This is a genomic window from Flagellimonas sp. B-3 (assembly GCF_056857835.1).
The window spans coordinates 366,874-389,139 of the sequence record NZ_JBSXNW010000019.1; the positions used below are offsets into that span (position 1 = coordinate 366,874).

Below are 22,266 nucleotides of genomic sequence, written 5' to 3' on the forward strand. Positions count from 1 at the left end.
GTGGCTATAATATCACTTTTCGTCCCTGAATAATTAGTGTCGAATAGAAGGTTTGTTCCGAAGGAAAACTTAAGACTTATTATAAAGTTATTTTCAGATTCCCATGCGAAATGAAACTTCTTACCATTACGTTCAAGAATCTTTTTTAAATCCAATAAACCAACGTTTACCCCAAGGTATTCTTCTTTTGGTTTGATTAAAGAAAAGATTTTCACTGTACTATTTCTCCAATTATTTTTTTCCAACACCCTCAAAAGTCATTTTTACCGGTTTTATGGTGCCATCGGGGTTGAACTCCATCTTGTCCATACAAGTAACCCTGTGGTCGCGGTCTTTGTTGGGAATAGGTCTTCTGTGGTATACAATGATCCATTCGTCCGTACCAGGTTTGTTAATTACGGAATGATGTCCTGCTCCCGTGGCGATATCCCCTTCCTTGGATTCCAAAATGGTTCCGATGCGTTTATAGGGGCCTGTTGGTTTGTCTGCCATGGCGTAGGCCACTTTGTAACTGCCATCGGTCCAATTCCCTTCGGACCACATAAAATAGTAAATACCATTGCGCAAAAACATGAACGGGCCTTCCACATAACCTTCGGGCGTAATTTCTTTGAACAGACTACCATCTTCCCAAGGCTCAAAGCCCGTAAAATCTTCATTGAGTATGCCAAGGTTGCAATGGCTCCAACCTCCATAGAAAAAATAATAGGTGCCGTCCACATCCTTAAAAACAAATTGGTCAATGGGTTGGGCATCGTTGTAAAAGTCTGAAATCAAAGGTTCGCCCAAATAATCTTCGAAAGGGCCTTCGGGACTGTCCGCAACGGCTACACCGATTCCCCCATAATGGTTAATATCGTTATTGGGATCATAGGAACTTCTTCCTGGCCGTTGAATGTCATTGGCTCCAAAAAACAGATAATACTTGTTGTCTTTTTCTATGATGGACGGTGCCCACAATGCCTGTCTGAGCCATTTGATTTTGGTGGTATCCAATATGCGCTCGTGCTTTTCCCAATGCACTAGATCTTTGGAAGAAAAGGCATCAAAATGCAATTGCTTGTCATAATCGTCGGAAAATGTGGGGTAGACCCAGTATGTATCTCCAAATACAATGCCTTCGGGGTCGGCATACCATCCTTCAAAAATTGGGTTGTTGTGTGCTTCTTTGGGTTCTTGTGCAAAGCTACATGCCCCGAACAGGGAGCAAATAGTTAAAAAAACTACGTTTTTGGTGTTCATCGTCATATTTTGAGGCTTGTTTTTTAAGTGAGCCTTGGGGACCCGAGCTAGCCCTTGGCTTATTTTAATGTTTCTTTTATATGTTCGACATCATTGTCGTTTAATTCAAACCATTCTCCTCTTAATCTTTTTTCAGAATAAGTGCTGTGTAAAGCCTTTTCAATACTCTCGGCAATTTTTCTGACAGGGAATTTCTTCGAGGCAATCATTTCAATTGTTGGCTTTTCACTTTGTAAAGTTCTTTCTCTGTATTCTGGACTATTTGAAATTCCAATTTTATAATAGCTATTACTCGTGTCGTGCATTAAATAAACAAAGCAAAAGTCCGCTATATTTTCTTTTTCAGGTTTAACTTGTTTTAATTCAGTTGGTTCATAATTTGGGATTGTTTCTTTTACCAAATCAATATATTCTGATGCAAATTTTTTGATTACAATTTGAATATTGTTTTTTGTTGGATAAAAGTCATCTCCACCAATTTCTCCTCCCAAAATTTCTCTTTTATCGCTTACCAACGAAATTTTCCACTTCTTGAAATTGGAATTGGCAAATAATTCAAGCTCTGTTTTGGTTATTAAACCTTTGTATTCTATAATTTTCTCATTTAGACGGTTTTTTGATAAAACTGGATTTTCAGTTAGTTCATACTGAATTTGTTCTCCGTTTTCAAATAAGAAAAAGACTTTGTCGGATTGTTTTGGTTTTATTTGTTTTGGGTCAAAATGAAATACGATTTGGTCAGCATTATCTATGTAGTTAAAACTGAAAAGAAAATCTGTGATTAAATTGTCCGATTTTGTCTTAACTCCTGCACTTATTTGAAATCTCGAACTTACTTTTTCCCACTTAATAATAGTTGAGTTGGTAAACTCGTCTTTAATAATGTTTGGCTCGTTTATGAATTTTCTATTAATTCTTTCTTTATCATTTTTTCTAATAACGTACATTAATTCGTTTTCAGTAATATGAAGTGAAGGTGTTTTTAAATACAAATCTATATATCCACTTTTTTCGGCTTTATGTTTTAGTTCATTATCTTTAGGTTTACCTCCTAATCTAGTTAACTGTGCATTAGCAAGAATAGACCTTGAATATTCATAAATATCAGAACCTTTCTGAACGTAGGATCCATCTTCTACAAGCCATTTTTGGAATGAAAATGATTTACCTTTTAAAAAGTATGACTTAAACTCAACATTATCGGTTGTGTTTTCATTTACATATTTTCCTTTTTGATGTAGCTTATAGAAAATGTTGCCATTTGAAATTAAATCTCCTTTTTTTAAAGTATGTTCTAAAATTCCAGATTCTGAAGCCATAACACTTGCCGATTTAAATGCAAATCCGCTCATTTCACCTATACGGATTTTGCAAATAGGCTCATCAATTTCAACCCACTCGCCATCTGGCTTGTTGTATTCATGAAAATAAAATGACTTACTTCTGTCTTGTTCGGGAAAATCATTTAAATCAAATTCGCCAAGACCAAATTCGGTTGATTTTTCATTATTAGGAGGAGTTTTTTCCTCATTCCTTTTGTTTGATTTGAATATGTTTTTTAAAAAAATCATTTTTTGGTTAATCAAGCATTTTCAAAATTAAAATCAACTTATAAAAAATACGTTCGTCCTAAGATAACAAATCCATTTTTCAAGAAACCAAAATTCCAATTTTTCCTATCTTGGTTTTATGTTTGACCATGATTTGTTGACATACTTGGAAACCTACCTTACCGAAGAGCGAAAACAGCGTTTTTTGGATGTGCTTCAACAACGGACCAAACATATTACCGTAGCGGTGGAAGATGTATATCAATTGCACAATACAAGTGCCATAATTCGCAGTTGTGATGTTTTTGGGGTACAGGATGTACATGTGATAGAGGATCGTTTTGGCAAACGTTTGGACAAAAATATAGCCATGGGAGCCGAACAGTGGGTAGATGTGCATCGCTACCAAACCACGACCGATTGTATCTCCAAATTAAAGGAGGATGGTTATCAAATAATCGCCACTACACCGCACAACGATTCCACTATCCTGCCTGATTTTTTTCCAACCATGAAATCGGCAATTTTCTTTGGAACCGAAAAAGAAGGGTTGTCAGAAGAAGTAATGCAGCAGGCCGACGGATTCCTTAAAATTCCAATGGTCGGGTTTTCCGAGAGCCTGAATGTTTCCGTTTCTGCGGCCATCATCATCCAACAATTGGCACAAAAAGTGCGCGATTCCGACCTAAATTGGCAATTAACCGATATAGAGGTGTTTGAAAAACGATTGGATTGGACCAAAAAATCCATAAAAGATGTTGAGGGGATTATAAAAAGATACCTTTCCAAGTAAATAAATTTCGTATTTTTAGTTGATAACCAATAAATTACAGCTATGATAGTGCTATATATTGTCTTAGGTATAGTGTTGTTGATCATTATTTTGGCAGCTATCGCCCCAAAAAACTACAATGTCTCCCGCTCTATAGAAATTTACAAACCTAAAAGCGTTGTTTTTGAGTATCTCAAATCCTTAAAACGACAGGATGAATGGTCTCCATGGGGTAAACGTGATCTCGATATGAAAAAAAAGTTTACGGGAACGGATGGTGAGGTAGGAGCCATTAACTATTGGGAAGGCAACAAAGAAGTAGGGAAGGGGGAGCAGGAAATCACCAAAATTGTGGAAGGTGAGCGAATTGAGTCCGAGCTTCGATTCTTAAAACCATTTAAATCCACTTCGGATGCTTATATCGTTACCAAAGAGGTGGAGAAGGATAGGACTAAAGTAGTTTGGGGCTTTTCTGGAAAGAACAAATTCCCGATGAGCATTATGATGCTGTTCATGAACATGGACAAGGCGGTGGGAAAAGATTTTGAAGAAGGTCTGGCGAGTTTAAAGAAAATATTGGAAAATAAATAGGCTATGGATTTTAATATGGTAGGCTGGTTCGAGATTCCCGTTAAGGATATGGAACGAGCAAAATCGTTTTATGATGCGGTTTTTCAAGTTGATATAAAGTTACAGGACTTTGGAGGCACCAAAATGGGATGGTTTCCTGCAGATCATGGAAAACCAGGCGCTTCAGGCTCACTGATTCATAACAAGGATTGGTACAAACCCAGTAAAAGCAAAGGGGCGTTGATTTACTTCAATAGTTTAGACGTTCAAAACGAACTCGACCGTATTGAACCGAACGGAGGTAAAATTGTTCAACCCAAGACACAGATAAGTCCCGAAATAGGGTACATGGCGGTTTTTTTAGATTCAGAGGGGAACCGAATCGCACTGCACTCTAGGCAATAGGGATTATTCCACAAGTTCCAGCAGGGCAATGTCATAATCATTATCCAATAGCACTTTTCCGTTGGCCACGGTAACTTCGGTCTCGGAATAGGTGTCGTACAAGATGGTACCGTCACCAAAGAATCCTTTTACCCAAAGCGACTTTTTTCCTTTAGGCAAATCCAACCCCACAACTACTTTGTCTCGATATTTCCCATTGACATACGTCCTTGAAAATACATAGGGCGATTTGGCCAATCGTTTGTGTTTACCTGCTCCAATGGCAGGGTGGTTTGCTCGGAACTGACCCAATTTTTGCCAGTGTTTGTGAATTTTTTGTGTTTCGGGCAGGCTGTCCAAATCTTCCCAGTTCATAAACGAGCGTAAGGTGGCGTCTCCCTCGGTGCCATCAATAATTAAATTTCTAGCGGTCTCATCGCCATAATACACCTGCGATGCGCCAGGTGTAAGTAATAGCACATTGGCCGTGCGATAGGGTTTTGTTCTTTCCTTGTCGTAGGGGGCACCATCATCGTGTGAGGTTAAATAGTTGAGAACGCTCCTGTCCTTTAGTTTGGTTTGAAGCAGTTTGCTATATTTTTTAAAGATGGCCTCGTAACTCTTGTCCGCATCGTTTTTGAGCTCAAAATTGATGAGACTTTTAAATCCATAGTCAAAAAAATCCACTTTTTTGTCCCCAAAATCAAATTCTCGACCACCCGAAATACCATAGTTATAGACTTCGCCGACCATATAAAATGGATTATCGTCCAATATTTTATGCTGATGCTTTTTCTTCCATGATTCAAATGCGTAGTTCGCCTCTTTGTAAAGGTCTGCCCAAGCGTTTTCATTCACGTGCTTCACAGTGTCTACACGGAAACCATCAACCCCTAGATCATTAATATAATCCGTAAGCCATTTGATGATGTAGTATTTTGGAGTTCTTGGGTACCCAGTGCGTTCAAAAAAGAGTTGGAGTTCGTCCAGTTCCTTGCTCAAACGTCCCTCATCTTTCCATTTGGCCAAAAGGGCATCGGGCAGTTCCACAGCTTCATCGGTTTCGGTAAGGATATCCGGTAAATTCTCCACCAAGGTGCAAGCTGTGGTGTTTTCATAGGTGGTAAACTCACATTTTGGATTGGTTCTCACCCAATCATCGGGCCAAACAGGATCTTTTTCCGTAACAGGTCCGGTATGGTTCAAAACTACATCCAAAAGAACACGAATTCCTTTCCCGTGCGCTGTTTTTACCAGTTTTTCCAAGTCTTTCCGTGTTCCGAAGTTAGGGTCAATGGAAGTCCAATCCTTAGCCCAGTAACCGTGATAGCCATACGTTTTACCAGTTCCTTCGTCGGTTGCTCCGTGAATTTGTTCCACCACGGGCGTAAACCAAATGGCATTGATCCCCAAGTCGGTAAAATAGCCTTCTTCAATTTTTTGTGTGATTCCCTCAATGTCGCCTCCTTCAAAACCTCTTAAGACCCCAGTTTCCTCGGTTCTGTCTAAATTCACATCGTTTTCAGGGTTTCCGTTATTAAAACGATCCGTCAACAGAAAATAAATATTGGCACCTTCCCAAACAAAGGGCACCTCCTTTTTGGGCGCCACTTTTTCAACTACATGGGTTTCTTGCTGCTTTTTTTCAACTTGCTTGCAGCCAATAAACAAAGGTAGAACTGACAATACAACAAGTAGTTTTTTCATGGATCGGGATTTTGTTTAAAGCTATAAAATGCACACGTAAATATGAAATTTATTTATAGCGGGGCAATACTATCCCAAGAGCAGGGTTAAGTTGGTCGTTATTGGTTTCTGTTTAGCACTTTGTACTCTTCGTAGCAGCTGGAAATTGCATCCAAAATTTGAAGGTCGTTCGCTGTTTTGATGAATGATTTGGAATAGTTGCAGTTGTTGAGGATGTCCTCAATATCCACTTTTTCCAATTGCAGCAGTTCGGTAAGGGTTTCCCTATCAAACTTTGATGCCAAAAGATCCCTAATATTGTCGTCCTCTTTAATTTGCCGCAACTTGCGCATTTGCCGTGGTTTTTTTCCAAAAAGATTTCGCAAGAGGTCTGCTGGATTAAGAATGGCCCCCAAAACCTTGGTTACCGCACTCGGACTTTTATTCCCTGCTTCGTAGCTGGTATTGAGACCAGAAATACTGTACTGGTACGCATTATTGTTCACAGGAAGGTTCTTGACATCAATTTCCAGATAGCCCGTAAGCTGGTATGGTCTTACAACCACTTCTTCAAGTGCATAGGCCAATTCTGTCAATGCAATTTCGGTATTTCCAAACCGGAACATATCGTTGGTTACCCGTACTTTTTGGGTTTTAAATCCTAAATACGAAAAGTAAAGCGTATCGTTGACCGCCGCAGGTATGGTAAACTTACCATTCTGGTTTGTAATGGTGCCTTTTACTTGGTTCAGGTTCACCACGTGCACACTTTCCAAAGGAAATTCCGTTTGGGCATTGATCACTGTGGCGGTAAACTCCTTTACCTCTTGGTTTTGACCATCTTCAACTTGGGAAAAACCTAGCAGTGGGATTAGGGACAATAGTATAAGTAGTAATCTTCTCATGCAACCTTTGTAGCTATAAAAGTACTAAACAAAGAAAAATAAATAGGAGATACTTACCATTTAATATAGAATTAACTAATAAAATCCCTGCTTTTTCTTGCCTCCCTTTTTCCCGTAACTTCCTTTTTTTCCGCCTTTGTAGGATTTATTCCCACCGCGGTATCCTCCGCCTTTTTTTCCGCGACGTTTTTTGCCTCCTTTTCCGCCACCACCGCTACCACCGGGGTTTTTGGATACTTCAACATTAATAAAACGACCATCTACCTTAAATTCGGTAAAGGTTTGAAGAATGAATTCGGTCAGTTGTGCATCGGAATTAAAGAACGAGAAGGTGTCTTTTGTGTCGACATTGTAAATGTCCTCTTTTTCCAGTTTTAGCGTATCACGAAGGAAATCTTTCAAAGACATCCAGTCGTAACCGTCGCGTTCCCCAACGTTGATAAAATAACGTACTGAGCCCTCCGATGGAATATCCCCTTTGGAAGTTCCTCTGTCCTTACCGGAATCCTGACTGTTAAGGTCTTTGGATTTGCTGTAGTAGTTGTAAAACTGGGTAAATTCTACGGAAACAATTTTTTTGATGAGTTCGTCACGGTCAATACCTTCCAAAACATCGTTAATGGCAGGTAGGTAACTCTCAATCTCTTTATTGATTTTGGTTTCCTTGATCTTGTTGGCCAGATGATACAACTGAATCTCGCAGATTTCAATGCCATCAGGAATTTGTTTGGCTATGAATTCCTGCTGAATTTTTTTCTCGATGGCTTTGATCTTGCGAAGTTCGGAGCGGGTGATGATGACCATGGAAATACCGGATTTGCCGGCACGCCCTGTACGCCCACTACGGTGGGTGTAGGTTTCAATTTCATCGGGCAATTGGTAGTTGATTACGTGTGTAATATCGTCTACATCAATACCACGGGCAGCAACATCGGTAGCTACCAACATTTGCACCTGTTTTTTTCGGAACGAGTTCATTACCAAATCCCTTTGGTTCTGGCTTAAATCGCCATGCAAAGCTCCGGCATTGTACCCATCCTCGATCAATTTTTCAGCAACACGCTGCGTATCCCTCTTGGTTCTGCAGAACACCACGGAGAAAATTCCAGGGTTGGCATCGGCCAAACGCTTAAGCGCTGCATAACGATCACGACCACCTACCACATAATACTCATGCTGTACGGTGGATGCACCTGCATTTTTAGATCCAACAGTGATCTCAACAGGGTTGTGCATAAACTTTTTGGCAATCGTAGCCACTTCTTTGGGCATAGTTGCGGAAAAAAGCCACGTCAACTTTTCTTTTGGCGTGTTGGATAGAATGTCTTTAATGTCCTCAAAGAAGCCCATATTCAACATTTCATCGGCCTCATCCAATACGCAGTAGTCAATTTTGGAAATATCGACCATTCTTCGGCCGATCATATCTTTCATACGACCAGGAGTGGCCACAACAATCTGCGCCCCTTTTTTAATTTGTCGTGCTTGTTCGGTAATGCTGGCACCACCATAAATGGCTACCACATTAAGTCCCTTTATATACTTGGAATAGAGTTTTAACTCGTTTGTAATCTGTAAACATAGCTCTCGCGTAGGGGAGAGGATCAATCCTTGAGTGGTTCTACTTTCCTCTTGGATTTTTTGAATCATCGGAAATCCGAACGCAGCAGTTTTACCTGTTCCTGTTTGCGCCAAGGCCACCAAATCGGTTTCCTTTTCCAATAAAACTGGGATTGATTTTTCTTGTACTTCTGATGGGGATTCAAATCCGAGGTCGGAAATAGCATCCAATAGGGGTTTGTCCAACCCCAAGGCTTCAAATTTTGTCATAGCGGTGTATACCTTAAATCGCAAATATGTTTGTGTTGTATAGAGCGATTTTTGTATAACCCATTTAAGCCCATCACAACACCTTGCCCATACCGGCGGCGTTAATAAAGCGGCAAAGATACGTTAATTTTATTCCGTGGAAGCTAAGAGGCATCTTTTTTTAAAAAATCAACCAATTTTTGAATGGCCCTACCTCTGTGGCTTATAGCGTTTTTGGTCTCGGATGGCAGTTCGCCAAAGGTTTTGTCGAACCCATTGGGTTTAAAAATAGGGTCGTAACCAAATCCGCCGGAACCACATTCCGCTTCTGTGATGACGCCTTCAACGATACCTTCAAACGAGTAACTATTACCTTGTAGATTCAAATGGATCACGGTTTTAAAATGTGCCGCACGGTCGTTCGCCCCTTTTAGCTCAGATAACAATTTTGCCATATTGTCCTTGGCGCTTTTTTGTTCCCCCGCATATCTGGCGGAATAGACCCCGGGTGCACCGTCCAAAGCATCGACCAGCAAACCGGTATCGTCCGAAAAACAGTTTAAACCATGGGTTTGGGTCACAAAGTCTGCTTTTATTTTTGCGTTTTCCTCCAAGGTATCGCCTGTTTCGGGAATTTCATCAAAGCACTCAATATCCTTTAGGGATAACAGCTCTATGTTTTCAGGAAGTAATTGCTGGACTTCTTTCAGCTTATGGTCGTTATGGGTGGCAAAAACTAGTTTCAAATCAAAAAGGATTCTATTTTGAGTTTCAAAAGTAGTAATTTCGAGTTTTAAGCGATTTTTATGAAAATAAAAGTGCCGCCAGCTTTGGTAATGTTGGTTTTTGGAGGAATAATGTATGTTCTGGATAGATTTTTGCCAGTAGGTGAGTTCGATTTTTTCGGGAAAAAGCTGTTAATATGGTCCTTGTTCGGTTTTGGGAGCTTGGTAATCTTGATTTCCGTAATCCAATTTTTGGTAAAAAAGACTACGACGGATCCATTGAACCCAAATAAAGCATCCAAATTGATAACCAATGGCATCTATAAATTCACCCGTAATCCCATGTATTTGGGAATGCTCCTTTTTCTGTTGGCCTTTGGGCTAAAGTTGGGCAATGCCTTCAACACAATTATTGCGGCGGGTTTTGTGTCCTATATGAATCGGTTTCAGATTAAACCCGAAGAGGAAGTTCTCGCTAAAATGTTCGGAAAGGAATATAATATCTACTGCAAGTTGACAAGGCGTTGGTTTTGATAGTTGGGATGTAGCTTGGTTTATTAGTGTTTGAGGATAGACAAAAGAGACAAGACAAGAGGCAAGAGACAGGAGACAAGACAACGGACTGGACAATCTATACGTTCTTGACTACAAACTGAAAACTGCCAACTGCCAACTGCGTACTGCTTATTGGAATTTAGACTTGAACTTGAGTTTGATACTTGAATTTAAAGTCAATCCATACGTGATTGCAAAAAAATAGGTGCTATTTAAAACAAATCGTAATGGATTTTTGATTTATCCGAAAATCTGTAAGGTTTTTGATGGGTTCCGATTATAAGGATGAAATTTATGTTTAATTTTGTGGCTTAATTTTTTGGAAGGACTCATGGTGGAAACAGCACGTAAATATGTGTTCGATTTTGATAGCACGCTCACACGGGTTGAGGCTTTGGATGTTTTGGCGGAAATGACGTTGCAAAACAATCCCAAAAGGGATGAGATTGTCGCGGAGATACAGCGAATAACCAATTTGGGAATCGATGGGGACATTTCCTTTACAGAATCCTTGGAACAAAGAATCCGGTTGTTGAATGCCAACAAAAGTGATTTGGATGACTTGGTGGTGGAGCTGCGTCAAAAAATTTCGAAATCAATCGCATCGAACAAGGAATTCTTTCACGAGTTTTCCGACCACATCTATGTAATTTCCTGTGGCTTCAAGGAATTTATAGACCCTATTGTTGAAGAGTACAACATTCCATCCGACCGGGTGTATGCTAACACCTTTACATTTGACGATGAAGGGAATATCATCGGCTTTGATGAAACCAATGTTTTGGCCGCCCATAACGGAAAAATAGAATGTTTAAAAAACTTGGACTTGGAAGGCGAAGTCCAGGTTATTGGCGATGGCTACAGCGATTATGTAATGCGCGAGGCCGGTATTGCCCATAAATTTTTCGCCTATACCGAAAATGTACATCGTGAAAAAGCAACGAATAATGCTGATCACGTAGCACCTAACCTAGATGAATTTTTATTTGTGAACGATTTGCCAAGAAACTTATCATACCCCAAGAACAGAATTAAGATCCTATTACTGGAAAATGTACACCCCGCAGCTTTTGAAAACCTTTCCGAAGAAGGTTTTTCGGTAGAGCTGATCAAAACCAGCCTTTCCGAGGAAGACCTTATCGAACGTATTAAGGGGGTGCATGTTTTGGGTATTAGGTCCAAGACCCAAGTAACCCAAAAAGTACTGGATGCGGCCGATAAATTGTTGGTGGTCGGTGCATTTTGCATCGGTACCACGCAGATAGATTTGGATTACAGTAAAAGGAAGGGTGTGGTTGTGTTCAATGCCCCATACAGTAATACCCGTTCCGTGGTGGAACTTGCCATTGGGCAGACCATTATGTTAATGCGTAGCATTTTTCCACGTAGTACCGAAATTCACAACGGCGAGTGGAACAAAACAGCCATTGGATCACAAGAAGTACGAGGTAAGAACCTTGGTATTGTAGGTTATGGTAACATAGGGAAACAAATGTCCGTTTTGGCCGAAGCCATGGGCATGAAGGTGTATTATTACGATGTTAACGACCAATTGGCGCTCGGTAACGCTGTAAAATGTGACACTTTGGAGGATTTGTTGTCCGTTTCTGATGTAGTTACACTTCATGTGGATGATAACAAGGCCAATAGGAACTTTATCGGCGAACGAGAAATCAACCAAATGAAAGATGGTGCCAAGCTCATTAATCTTTCCAGAGGGTTTGTAGTGGATATTGATGCACTGGCAAGCGCCTTGAAAAGCGGAAAACTAGGTGGCGCAGCTATAGATGTGTACCCATCCGAACCACGCAGCAACGGAGCGTTTGAAACACCTTTGCAAGGCTTGTCCAACGTTATTCTTACGCCACATATTGGGGGAAGCACCGAGGAAGCGCAAAGAGACATTGCTGATTTTGTACCGAACAAGATCATGGATTACATCAATTCAGGAAATACAGTGGACGCTGTTAATTTTCCGAATATTAGATTGCCCAAACAAAACAAGGCACACCGATTTTTGCACATTCACCGCAATGTTCCAGGCATTATGGCCAAGATCAACGAAATATTGGCGCAATACGGTCTCAATATTTCTGGTCAATACCTATCCACGGATAGCGATGTAGGGTATGTGATTACCGATTTGGACAAGGAGTACGATAAGGATGTGATCAAGGCTCTCAAGAAAATTGAGAACACCATTAAATTTAGGGTGCTTTATTGATAGAGATTCAGCTGTTATTGCACATACATGTGTTGGCAACTGACTTTATTTTGTTTGTTTTAGCTTTGTTGGATTTTGTCTAGTGTCAAAAACGTCAGCAATTTTTATAAATCCGTTTTGATGATCCAAAGAATAAATCAGTTTGTAGTTTTTGAAAACCAAATATCGATATTCAGTTTCTCTGTGCTTTAACAATTCTTCTTCTTGTCCGATTTGCGGTGCACTTATCAATTTATTTGGTTCATTGATAATTCCTTTCAGAAGTTTTTTAGCGATACTGGGGCTGGTTTTCCTTTCGTAATACTCATAAATTTCGTCAAGTTTAGTTTCGGCAAATTCAGACCAAATTATTTTCAACGGCATTATTTGTATTTGGCTAAAAGTTCAGAACTGTTTTTAAATCGATTGTTTTGGAAATCAGATTCCGATTGGTCAATTCGTTTGTCTAGCTCTTCTTGGGTCATAGGCTCAAATATTCGCTCGTCAGTAGCATTTCTCTCCTTTTTCAATAGTTGTTCCAAACGAGAAACAGCTTCTTCACTTTGAAGCGTTAAAAATTCTTGTACAAATTCTATTTTTCGAGCTTCTAAATTCATTGCATTCAGCTTTTTACCAAAGGTACAAAATTATCAATTTAGTCATCTGTTTTTTAATGGTATTGACCAGTTCCATAGCTTATCCGTATCTCTTGACTCTTTGAGTGAAGCGGTTTAAATATGCAATCATTGATGATGATAAGGTTCGTTCCTAAGAATGGTGAAACCCCTATAAATTTGCTCCACAATAAATAACCGTACCATTTGGTGAGAAAATGTCATTTTGGACAAACTTATCTTACCTGAACTTTTGGCGTAAATAGCATCACTAAAGCCATAAGGCCCACCTATTGTCAAAACTAGGTTTTTGATTCCACTGTTCATCTTTTTTTGCAAGAACTGTGCAAAATCCATCGAACTGTATTGTTTTCCTTTTTCGTCGAGTAAAATCAAGGTGTCCGTAGGTTGTAGTTGAGCCAAAATCAGTTCGCCCTCTTTTTCCTTTTGTTGGGCTTCGGAAAGATTTTTTCTGTTTTTTATATCTGGAATTATCTCCAACTGAAACTTGATATAATGTTTCAACCGTTTTTCGTAAACGGATATAAGTTCTTCAAGTTCAGACTTATCGGTTTTGCCAATGGCGATCAAAGTAATCTGCATGCCCAAAAATAGATTATTATAGTGAAAAAGGGAAGTCAGAAGTAAGTCGATAAAAATCAAGTACAAAAATCAAGTTCAAGAACAAATGACGAAGTAATTGAATGGCTGAAACTATCTAATCTTTTCTCTCATTACCAATATTAATTGACACGAATTACACCAAATTCCTATACGCAAGTTTGAGTTTGAGTTTGAACTTGGGCTTGAGCCAGTTAGCTTCTAACCACGAGTGTCATGTTCAAATACCTCAATAACTCAGTAACTAAATTACTTAACAACAGCAATGTTTTTACTATTTTCGTTAAAACCACAATTGGATGATTTCCGAAGAACAATTTCAAAACGAACTGGATTTGATCATTGCCAACGCCGTTAGGGAAGATGTAGGTGATGGCGACCACAGTTCCTTGGCCTGCATTCCAGAATCTGCCCAAGGCAAGGCAAAACTTTTGGTAAAAGACGAAGGGGTTATCGCTGGCGTAGCATTTGCCAAACAAGTTTTTAGCTATGTTGACCCCAAACTCAAGATGGAGGTTTTGGTTAAAGATGGCGCACCGGTAAAATTCGGGGATATTGTTTTTTATGTGGAGGGCAGTTCCCAAAGTATTTTAAAAGCAGAACGGCTTGTACTTAATGCTATGCAGCGTATGAGTGCCATTGCCACCAAAACCAAGAGTTTTGTTTCACTTTTGGATGGAACCAACACCAAAATTTTAGATACCAGAAAAACAACACCGGGCATAAGAGCTCTTGAAAAATGGGCTGTAAAAATAGGTGGAGGTGAAAACCATAGGTTTGCCCTCTACGATATGATCATGCTCAAGGACAACCATATCGATTTTGCAGGCGGAATTACCAAAGCCATTCAAAAAACACAGGATTATTTAAAGGAAAAGGGGAAAAATTTGAAGATTATTGTTGAAGCCAGAAATTTGGAAGAGGTGGACGAGATATTGAAATCCGATGGTGTGTACCGCATCCTTTTGGATAATTTTGATTACGAACAAACCCGAGAAGCTGTGCAACGAATAGGGGAGAAGTGCCTCACCGAATCTTCAGGCGGCATCACCGAGGACACCATCCGTAAATATGCCGAATGTGGTGTGGATTACATATCGTCAGGAGCGCTTACCCATTCTGTTTACAATATGGATTTAAGTTTAAAAGCCGTTTAAATGTCCAAAGCCATAGAGGAGAAATTGGAGAAAATACCCGTGATCAATTGGCTGGTGCGCTTATTGAAAAAAATAAAGCTAAAAGCTTTTGAAGGGCTCTCTCTTTATGATTTGATTGAAATGTATTTGGTGGGAATCGTGAAAGGCGCACTTTCCACAAGGGCAAGCTCCATTGCTTTCAGTATTTTTTTGGCACTGTTTCCCCTGCTAATCTTTTTGGTGACCCTTATACCCTTTATCATTCCCTACGTAAGTGTGGGCAATGCCAATTTTGACACCCAGTTTTTAAACTTTTTGGAATCCTTTTTGCCTTCTGCCACCAGTGAATATTTTAGTGAGATTTACCAGCAGATAAAAGACCAAAAACAAGGAGGATTGCTCTCTTCGGCCTTTTTGCTGTCCATATTTTTGGTCGCCAATGGCGTAAATGCCATTTTTGGAGGGTTTGAATACTCGTACCACGTAGAGCTCACCCGTAATTTCTTTCGCCAATATGCCTATGCGCTCATGGTGGGAGTCATTCTCTCCATCTTATTGATATTGGGAGCGGTTGCCTTTGTGTACTTTGAGTTTTACATTGTGGAGAACGCAAGTGAATTTTTTGGTAGGACATTGGGAACCGATATTGAAAAAGGAGATGCAGTGGGCATCCAAATAGCAAAACTGCTGTTCTTTTTGTGCATCTCGTACCTGGCAACGGCAATACTTTACTATTTTGGTACCGCAGAAGGAAGGCAAGCCCGTTTTTTTTCAGCGGGGGCATTGCTTACGACCCTTTTGTTTTTATTGACCTCATATCTTTTCGGAATTTATGTTGAGAAGTTCGCTCGTTACAACGAACTTTATGGAGCGCTGGGAGGATTATTGATTTTAATGGTGTTTATATGGTTAAATTCCAATATATTATTATTAGGTTTTGAATTGAACGCCACACTTAATTCCTTAAAAAAGAGACATGAAAAGCAGCAAAACGAGCAATAAATGGATGTATCTGATATGTTTTCTGTTTTGTCAGATAACTTGGTCCCAAACCGTTTTTGGAAAGTGGAAAACCATTGATGACCGCAATGGAATCACCAAGGCCATTATTGAGATATATAAAGAAGACGGGTTAATGCATGCCAAGGTTGTTGAAATTTTGGAAGAAGGGAAAAAAGGTGCTTTGTGTACCAAATGCGAAGGAGACCGAAAAAACAAACCCATCCTTGGAATGAAAATCATGGAAGGTTTTGAGAAAAACAACAAAGGTATTTATAAGGGCGATAAGCTGTTTGATCCTGAACAGGCAATGACCTTTAAAGGAAGGGTCTGGTTGGATGATGATAACAAAAATCGACTAAAAGTAAGAGGCTATTTGGCATTTTTGTACAGGACCCAAACATGGCACAGGGTACTAGAGAATTAGCGTATGGATTATTTTTTGGATGTTGTTCTTCCCATTCCTCTGGAAAAACTCTTTACCTATAAAATTTCGCAAGCAGAAGCGGATTTTATACAGGAAGGAATGCGAGTAGCCGTTCCTTTTGGTAAATCCAAGATCTATACCGCCCTGGCCTATCACGTGCATCAAAATGCGCCTGAAGCCTACCAACCCAAAGAAATTTATCAAATTCTTGACGAATACCCCGTAGTGACCCAAATACAATTAAAGCATTGGGAATGGGTGGCCAAATATTACATGTGTACCTTGGGAGAAGTTATCAGAAGTGCGCTGCCCAGTGCATTTATGTTAGAAAGTGAAACACTTATTTTGCCCAACAAAAAATCTGATGTAGACGAAAAGGAATTAACGGATGATGAATTTTTGGTATTCGAAGCACTTCAGCATCAAACCGCTTTAAAAATTTCCGAGGTCAGCGATATTGTGGATAAAAAAAATGTGATGAAGCTGATAAACACCTTGGTTCACAAAGGCGTTATACTTCAGAAAGAAGAATTGTACGAGCAGTACAAGCCCAAATTGGTACGCTACGTTAAACTTTCGGAACAGTATGAGGATGAAAAACAACTGGCCGAACTATTGAACGAGCTTACACGAGCACCCAAACAGAGTCAAGTAGTGCTGTCCTTATTCCAGTTGAAAGCCAAAAGCACCAAACCCATACCCATTGCCGAACTGGAAAAGGAGAGCGGGGCTTCCCGAACGGTGATCAAAGCACTCATCGATAAAAATATTCTGAAAGAATACCATATTAGAAAAGACAGGGTGGAGTTTGATGAGCGTTCCGAAGAATCCAAGCATATTGCCTTGAATGAATACCAAGAAAAGGCTCTGGAGGACATCAACAAAGGTTTTGATGGAGGAAAACCAGTATTGTTGCATGGAGTTACATCATCTGGAAAGACCGAAGTTTACGTAAAACTGATTCAAAAATGTCTGGAAAACGGTCAACAGGCCCTTTATCTATTGCCAGAGATTGCATTAACGTCCCAATTGATCAATAGGCTGAGGCATTATTTTGGACATCAAGTATCCGTATACCACTCTAAATATAGCATTCACGAAAGGGTAGAGGTTTGGAACAACGTTTTAAAAAATACAGAAAAAGCTCAAATTGTACTTGGTGCACGGTCATCGCTATTTCTGCCTTTTACCAATTTGGGATTGGTGGTAGTGGACGAGGAGCACGAAAGTTCCTTTAAGCAGTTTGACCCTGCTCCACGTTACCATGCACGCGACGCGGCTGTGGTTTTGGCAGCACTTCACAAAGCAAAGATTGTTCTAGGTTCTGCCACTCCAAGTATTGAAAGTATGTATAATGCCAGAACCAAAAAATACGGTTATGCTTCCATTGTACACAGATTTGGTGATGTGTTGATGCCCGATATTAATCTGGTGGACATAAAAGAAGCTACCCGAAAGCGTAGAATGAAAGGGCATTTTTCCGAAGTTCTCATCAAGGCCATTACGGAGGCACTTGAAGAAGGGGAACAAATCATTCTTTTTCAAAATAGGAGAGGGTTTGCCCCTGTGGTGGAATGTACCACTTGTGGGCACGTGGCCCAATGCCCCAATTGCGATGTGAGCTTAACGTACCATCAGCACAGAAATCAGCTTCGATGCCACTATTGTGGTTATCACATGGCGTTGCAACAGGCTTGTTTGGCCTGCGGTAGTCCAACTTTGGATAATAAGGGTTTTGGCACGGAACAGATTCAGCAGGAATTGGGACAACTGTTCCCTGATGTTTCCGTTGGCCGAATGGATTTGGATACCACACGTGGTAAATATGCTTATGAAAAAATCATTTCATCTTTTGAAAACCAGGAGATGGATATTTTGGTGGGAACCCAAATGGTGACCAAGGGGCTCGATTTTAGGAATGTGAGCCTAGTAGGCATTATGAATGCGGATTCCATGCTCAATTTTCCCGATTTCCGTGCCCATGAACGGAGTTTTCAAATGCTAACACAGGTAGCAGGTAGGGCAGGGCGTACCCAAAAAAGAGGGAAGGTACTTATTCAGACCTATAATCCATACCATCAAATTTTACAGCAGGTAACCACGAACAATTATGATGGAATGTTCAAGGAGCAGTTTTACGAAAGGGAACAATTTAAGTATCCACCTTTGGTGCGGCTTATCAAAATAACTCTTAAGGATAAGGATTTCAATAAATTGAATGAAGCTTCGGATTGGATGGCGGGTTCGTTGCGCAATGTACTTGGTACACAAATTCTTGGACCAGAATATCCCCCCGTTGCAAGAATCCGAAGGGATTATCTAAAAAACATCATGATAAAGATTCCGCGAAAACAGTCCTTGGCACAAACAAAAAATAGCATTAAAAGAATTGAAAAATCCTTTAATGCTATTTCCAAGTATAAAAGTGTACGGTTGGTCTACAACGTGGACCACATATAATTATACATTGGCCAGCGCTTCGGCTAGTTCTGTTTTCTTGTTTCTGCTCAATGGAATCTGTCTGCCCCCTACTTCAACATTTTTGCTGTTGAATTTTTCAATCTTCTCCAGATTCACGATATAAGATTTATGGATACGTAGAAATTTTTCGGCGGGCAATTGCTTTTCAAAAGATTTCATGGTGGAAAGGATTACGATATTGGCTTCATCTGTTACCAATTTAATGTAATCGCCCAATGCTTCTATCCATTTAATGTCATTTAGGATTACCTTGCGTTTTTTAAGGTTGCTCTTTACAAAGATGTGCTCTTCATCCTCATCAACCCGGTTCATTTGCTCGTATTTGGCAACAGCTCTTTTTACTGAGGCTTCAAAACGTGCCAAGGTAATGGGTTTGTGAAGGTAATCGGTTACGTCGTAGTCAAAAGCTTTAAGTGCATAATCAGGTTTTCCCGTAATCAGAATAACCTGTGGTGGGTTCTCTAGGGCCTCCAAAAGGTCAAAACCATTAATGATCGGCATTTCAACATCTAAAAAGATAAGGTCGATTTCGTGGTTTTTAAGGCCATTTTTGGCTTCAATGGCATTGCTGTACTCAGCAACCAAAGCAAGGTGTGGATGATTGTTGACCAACTTTGCAACGGCCATGCGCTGCATCGAGGAATCGTCTACAATTATACTTTTTAATTTCATAGAATGGGGTGATTTGTAGGGTTTTAAATCATCGGCAAATTACATAAAAAAGCTGCTCACCTACAACAAAAGATGTAAACATGGTGTATTTTGTTGTGTAAATTGCCATATATGTTATTTAGGTTTATTAGGTTTTTTAATGTTGATAACTCTTGTACTTAAACGAAGTTTTTCTACTTTTCTTGCAGGGGGAAAGAAATATTGTTAATTTTGCGCTCCTTTAAAAATATATTATAATGAACCATTACGAAACTGTTTTCATTTTGAATCCCGTTCTGTCTGAAACACAGATAGAGGAAACAGTCAAGAAATTTGAGGATTTCTTGATTAAGAATGGTGCCAAAATGGTCTCCAAAGAAGATTGGGGACTAAAAAAATTGGCCTATCCCATTCAGCACAAGAAAAGTGGATTTTACCACTTGTTCGAATTTCAAGCTCCAGGTGAGGCCATAGGCCCTTACGAGCTAGAGTTTAGAAGAGACGAGCGCGTTATGCGTTTTTTGACCGTTAAATTGGACAAGCACGCAATTGCTTGGGCGGAAAAGAGAAGAAACAAACTAAAAGCAAAGGCATAAGGGTATGGCATCTATTGAGCAACAAGCAAAATCAAAAAAAGACGGGGAAATCAGATATTTGACCCCGCTTAACATTGAGACCAGCAAGCAAAAGAAGTATTGTAGGTTCAAAAAATCCGGTATCAAGTACATTGATTATAAAGACCCTGATTTTTTGATGAAGTTGGTGAACGAGCAAGGTAAATTGCTTCCAAGAAGACTAACCGGTACTTCCTTGAAATACCAAAGAAAAGTGGCGCAGGCCGTAAAACGTGCCCGTCACCTAGCGTTAATGCCGTATGTTGGCGATATGTTGAAATAAAAAACACCAGAGAATGGAACTTATTCTAAAAGAAGATGTACAGGATTTGGGATTTAAGGATGATATCGTTACCGTAAAGAACGGTTACGGCAGAAACTTTCTTATCCCACAAGGTTTGGCCGATTTGGCTACGCCTTCTGCCAAAAAAGTTTTGGCGGAGAACCTTAAGCAAAGAGCTCACAAGGAGAAAAAAGTAATCGACGAGGCTACTAAGGTTGCTGATGCTTTGAAGCAATTGGAAATTAAGATTGCTGCAAAAGCCGGTGCCGGAGATAAATTGTTCGGATCTGTAACAAACATCGACCTTGCTGCTGCCTTGGACAAAGAAGGACACCAAATTGATAGAAAATTCATCAATATTAAAGGTGGAGCTATCAAAAGAGTTGGTCCATACGAAGCAATTATCAGACTACACAGGGAAGTTATTGTAGAATTCCCATTTGAAGTGGTTGCGGAAGCAAAGTAAACTTCAAACCCTTTAATTTAAAAAAGCCCTCCGATTTTTTCGGAGGGCTTTTTTGTTTTTCTTCAATTAAATTCTATTGCGGTTGTTCCGCTAACTTTGTTCTCAAACGACCTTGTAATTCAGCATCACTTTGTAACGCCATTGCTATTTTCTGGTAACGTTCTATGCTCATGCCTTCATTACTTATAATCTCTTCGATTTGTTCGGTAAAACCGACTTGCATCTGCTGTATTTCGTTCATTAGCTTTCCAAAGCGTTCTTTTTCGTCATCACTGGCATCGACCGTTTTTTCTGGAGACGCAGAAGCTTGATAAAGTTCATTGAACCTATTGGCCTCAAAACCGCTTTCCTCAACGGTTTTCATTACTTTTTGTTGCGCTTCCATATTCACTTTTTGAATGCCTTGGAAGGCCGAAGCAATTTTACTCAATTCAGCATCGGTGACCTCCACCTGTTCTTGCGCGTTCACATTCGAGAAAGCACATGCACCTATGGTTGCAACACAAACCACTAAAGTTTTAAATGATTTCAAAAATCTCATTCTATACGTGTTTTTATTAAAAATGTTATTTTCCGAAACTACAATAAATAAAGAGGCTTACCAAAAAACCTAGGCTGTATCGGTGTTAATCAAAACTTAAAGAAATTGTAATGAATTCAAGGATTCGACGGTTTTCTTGAGTCAAAAACACGGTGGTTTTCCCAAGCCTTTTATATTTTTGCAGCATGAAGTATAGACGATTGACCAAGGAGCAACTTGAAGAGCTACATCCCGAATTTATTAACTTTCTGGCGACCCAATCCATCACCGCAGATGAGTGGGATAACTTAAAAAAGGAAAAACCAGAGGTTGCCGAGGAGGAAATAGACGTTTTTAGCGATTTGATTTGGGAAGGGGTATTGAGCAAAGTGGAATATTTGGAGAATATTTCCGAACGGCACATGCATTTGTTTCACCTAACGGATAAAGAAATGAAGCTCCTTTCCGTTAAGATCATGAATCCGGAGATTGATTTAAGAACGGAGGTCGGCTTTGGTTGGTTCAAGCGCAACTATCAATCCGATTTTGTGGAATACCTTACAGCTTCCAAGGCTTACGGAGAAGATAAGAATGTGGATAAATTTGAAATTATAAAACAAGGAGCCGTAATCACCAAAGGGGAGTTGTACCAATGGTTTGAACAGATCATGGAGTACTGATTAAGGGTCCAAGAATCAGGAACCAAGAGTCAAGACTACTTGTAATACTGAGTGAGCGTAGCGACTGAAGAATCTCCTTTTTTAAGACCGAGTTCAAGAATCAAGCCCAAAGGTTTTGTGGTCATTCGTGCCATTCGTGTCAAGTACAGGATACATGAAAATAGCGCATAGAAAATAGACGCACATGATTAGTGCCAACCGCATACTGCCTACGGGGTTATTTTGTTACTAGGTTATTGCCTGCCTGCGGCAAGCAGGGAATTTGGGATTTGGTGCTTGAAACCCGTAATCCGTAATCCGAAACCTTTGACTACCCACTGCCAACTGTTAACTGATTACTGCGTACTGCATCTTCAACCTAAAACGTATATTT

24 protein-coding genes are annotated in these 22,266 nt (G+C 39.9%); 13 read left to right on the top strand and 11 right to left on the bottom strand.

The features are described from left to right. Window positions 1-231 precede the first annotated feature (231 nt). Together AC13CS_RS09025 and AC13CS_RS09030 are read right to left on the bottom strand one after the other, a co-directional pair. Window positions 232-1,242: a glycoside hydrolase family 43 protein gene (locus tag AC13CS_RS09025; protein WP_293164058.1), complete on the bottom strand. Its 1,011-nt coding sequence runs from the start codon at window positions 1,240-1,242 to the stop codon at window positions 232-234. Window positions 1,243-1,301: 59 nt separating this feature from the next. After that, window positions 1,302-2,813 (bottom strand): GIY-YIG nuclease family protein, encoded by a 1,512-nt coding sequence (locus tag AC13CS_RS09030; protein ID WP_293164055.1) that lies wholly within the window; start codon window positions 2,811-2,813, stop codon window positions 1,302-1,304. A gap of 118 nt (window positions 2,814-2,931) precedes the next feature. On the opposite strand from AC13CS_RS09030, the gene AC13CS_RS09035 reads away from it, so the two are divergent. Genes AC13CS_RS09035 through AC13CS_RS09045 form a run of 3 tightly spaced genes read left to right on the top strand, consistent with a single transcriptional unit; the run spans window position 2,932 to window position 4,539 of the window. Beyond that, window positions 2,932-3,585: a TrmH family RNA methyltransferase gene (locus AC13CS_RS09035; protein WP_293164052.1), complete on the top strand. Its 654-nt coding sequence runs from the start codon at window positions 2,932-2,934 to the stop codon at window positions 3,583-3,585. Window positions 3,586-3,627: 42 nt separating this feature from the next. Beyond that, window positions 3,628-4,155: an SRPBCC family protein gene (locus tag AC13CS_RS09040; RefSeq protein WP_293164049.1), complete on the top strand. Its 528-nt coding sequence runs from the start codon at window positions 3,628-3,630 to the stop codon at window positions 4,153-4,155. A gap of 3 nt (window positions 4,156-4,158) precedes the next feature. Further along, complete coding sequence (locus tag AC13CS_RS09045) at window positions 4,159-4,539, top strand: VOC family protein (protein WP_293164046.1); 381 nt, start codon at window positions 4,159-4,161, stop codon at window positions 4,537-4,539. 3 nt (window positions 4,540-4,542) lie between these two features. Here the strand turns inward: AC13CS_RS09045 and AC13CS_RS09050 are convergent, their stop codons facing one another. The 4 genes from AC13CS_RS09050 to AC13CS_RS09065 all read right to left on the bottom strand — a co-directional run bounded on the left by AC13CS_RS09050 (window position 4,543) and on the right by AC13CS_RS09065 (window position 9,664). Then, window positions 4,543-6,225 (bottom strand): alpha-amylase family glycosyl hydrolase, encoded by a 1,683-nt coding sequence (locus tag AC13CS_RS09050; RefSeq protein ID WP_293164043.1) that lies wholly within the window; start codon window positions 6,223-6,225, stop codon window positions 4,543-4,545. 98 nt (window positions 6,226-6,323) lie between these two features. Beyond that, complete coding sequence (locus AC13CS_RS09055) at window positions 6,324-7,109, bottom strand: carboxypeptidase-like regulatory domain-containing protein (protein WP_293164039.1); 786 nt, start codon at window positions 7,107-7,109, stop codon at window positions 6,324-6,326. Window positions 7,110-7,184: 75 nt separating this feature from the next. After that, a complete protein-coding gene (locus tag AC13CS_RS09060) occupies window positions 7,185-8,939 on the bottom strand; it encodes a DEAD/DEAH box helicase (protein WP_293164036.1) in 1,755 nt (584 codons plus the stop codon). A 143-nt stretch (window positions 8,940-9,082) separates the two neighbouring features. After that, on the bottom strand, window positions 9,083-9,664 hold the full coding sequence (locus AC13CS_RS09065) for a non-canonical purine NTP diphosphatase (RefSeq protein WP_293164033.1): 582 nt from the start codon (window positions 9,662-9,664) through the stop codon (window positions 9,083-9,085). Between the two features lie 60 nt (window positions 9,665-9,724). Here AC13CS_RS09065 and AC13CS_RS09070 point away from each other — a divergent pair, with 60 nt between their 5' ends. Together AC13CS_RS09070 and serA are read left to right on the top strand one after the other, a co-directional pair. Then, complete coding sequence (locus AC13CS_RS09070) at window positions 9,725-10,177, top strand: methyltransferase family protein (RefSeq protein WP_293164030.1); 453 nt, start codon at window positions 9,725-9,727, stop codon at window positions 10,175-10,177. A 352-nt stretch (window positions 10,178-10,529) separates the two neighbouring features. Beyond that, window positions 10,530-12,422, top strand: a complete 1,893-nt coding sequence (gene serA, locus AC13CS_RS09075) for a phosphoglycerate dehydrogenase (protein ID WP_293164027.1) — start codon at window positions 10,530-10,532, stop codon at window positions 12,420-12,422. A 45-nt stretch (window positions 12,423-12,467) separates the two neighbouring features. Here the strand turns inward: serA and AC13CS_RS09080 are convergent, their stop codons facing one another. The 3 genes from AC13CS_RS09080 to rlmH form a co-directional block, all read right to left on the bottom strand. Then, window positions 12,468-12,785 carry a type II toxin-antitoxin system RelE/ParE family toxin gene (locus tag AC13CS_RS09080; protein ID WP_163626729.1) on the bottom strand — a complete coding sequence of 106 codons (318 nt, stop codon included), beginning with the start codon at window positions 12,783-12,785 and terminating at the stop codon, window positions 12,468-12,470. After that, window positions 12,785-13,018: a hypothetical protein gene (locus tag AC13CS_RS09085; RefSeq protein ID WP_163626730.1), complete on the bottom strand. Its 234-nt coding sequence runs from the start codon at window positions 13,016-13,018 to the stop codon at window positions 12,785-12,787. The genes AC13CS_RS09080 and AC13CS_RS09085 overlap by 1 nt, the downstream gene beginning before the upstream one ends. A 126-nt stretch (window positions 13,019-13,144) precedes the next feature. Beyond that, on the bottom strand, window positions 13,145-13,618 hold the full coding sequence (gene rlmH, locus AC13CS_RS09090; protein WP_293164018.1) for a 23S rRNA (pseudouridine(1915)-N(3))-methyltransferase RlmH: 474 nt from the start codon (window positions 13,616-13,618) through the stop codon (window positions 13,145-13,147). Window positions 13,619-13,935: 317 nt separating this feature from the next. On the opposite strand from rlmH, the gene nadC reads away from it, so the two are divergent. Genes nadC through priA form a run of 4 tightly spaced genes read left to right on the top strand, consistent with a single transcriptional unit; the run spans window position 13,936 to window position 18,658 of the window. Then, the gene (gene nadC / locus AC13CS_RS09095) at window positions 13,936-14,793 is read left to right on the top strand and encodes a carboxylating nicotinate-nucleotide diphosphorylase (protein ID WP_293164015.1); all 858 of its coding nucleotides are present in this window, start codon (window positions 13,936-13,938) and stop codon (window positions 14,791-14,793) included. Beyond that, window positions 14,794-15,774: a YihY/virulence factor BrkB family protein gene (locus AC13CS_RS09100; protein ID WP_163626733.1), complete on the top strand. Its 981-nt coding sequence runs from the start codon at window positions 14,794-14,796 to the stop codon at window positions 15,772-15,774. It begins immediately after the preceding gene. Continuing rightward, window positions 15,749-16,198, top strand: a complete 450-nt coding sequence (locus AC13CS_RS09105; RefSeq protein ID WP_293164009.1) for a DUF2147 domain-containing protein — start codon at window positions 15,749-15,751, stop codon at window positions 16,196-16,198. The genes AC13CS_RS09100 and AC13CS_RS09105 overlap by 26 nt, the downstream gene beginning before the upstream one ends. A gap of 3 nt (window positions 16,199-16,201) precedes the next feature. Then, window positions 16,202-18,658 carry a replication restart helicase PriA gene (priA, locus tag AC13CS_RS09110; protein WP_293164006.1) on the top strand — a complete coding sequence of 819 codons (2,457 nt, stop codon included), beginning with the start codon at window positions 16,202-16,204 and terminating at the stop codon, window positions 18,656-18,658. Here priA and AC13CS_RS09115 read toward each other — a convergent pair whose 3' ends face one another. After that, window positions 18,659-19,351: a LytR/AlgR family response regulator transcription factor gene (locus AC13CS_RS09115; RefSeq protein WP_014031370.1), complete on the bottom strand. Its 693-nt coding sequence runs from the start codon at window positions 19,349-19,351 to the stop codon at window positions 18,659-18,661. It abuts the gene before it with no gap. A 236-nt stretch (window positions 19,352-19,587) separates the two neighbouring features. On the opposite strand from AC13CS_RS09115, the gene rpsF reads away from it, so the two are divergent. The 3 genes from rpsF to rplI are packed head-to-tail and all read left to right on the top strand — an operon-like array spanning window position 19,588 to window position 20,693. Then, window positions 19,588-19,926, top strand: coding sequence for a 30S ribosomal protein S6 (gene rpsF / locus AC13CS_RS09120; RefSeq protein ID WP_293164002.1), 339 nt, complete (start codon window positions 19,588-19,590; stop codon window positions 19,924-19,926). Between the two features lie 4 nt (window positions 19,927-19,930). After that, on the top strand, window positions 19,931-20,227 hold the full coding sequence (rpsR, locus tag AC13CS_RS09125; protein ID WP_014031368.1) for a 30S ribosomal protein S18: 297 nt from the start codon (window positions 19,931-19,933) through the stop codon (window positions 20,225-20,227). Window positions 20,228-20,240: 13 nt separating this feature from the next. After that, entirely contained in the window at window positions 20,241-20,693 is a 453-nt protein-coding gene (rplI, locus tag AC13CS_RS09130) for a 50S ribosomal protein L9 (RefSeq protein WP_293164000.1), read from the top strand. Window positions 20,694-20,766: 73 nt separating this feature from the next. Here the strand turns inward: rplI and AC13CS_RS09135 are convergent, their stop codons facing one another. Further along, the gene (locus AC13CS_RS09135; protein WP_293163998.1) at window positions 20,767-21,234 is read right to left on the bottom strand and encodes a DUF4168 domain-containing protein; all 468 of its coding nucleotides are present in this window, start codon (window positions 21,232-21,234) and stop codon (window positions 20,767-20,769) included. 185 nt (window positions 21,235-21,419) lie between these two features. Here AC13CS_RS09135 and AC13CS_RS09140 point away from each other — a divergent pair, with 185 nt between their 5' ends. Continuing rightward, the gene (locus tag AC13CS_RS09140; protein WP_293163995.1) at window positions 21,420-21,893 is read left to right on the top strand and encodes a DUF6495 family protein; all 474 of its coding nucleotides are present in this window, start codon (window positions 21,420-21,422) and stop codon (window positions 21,891-21,893) included. Window positions 21,894-22,266 lie beyond the last annotated feature (373 nt).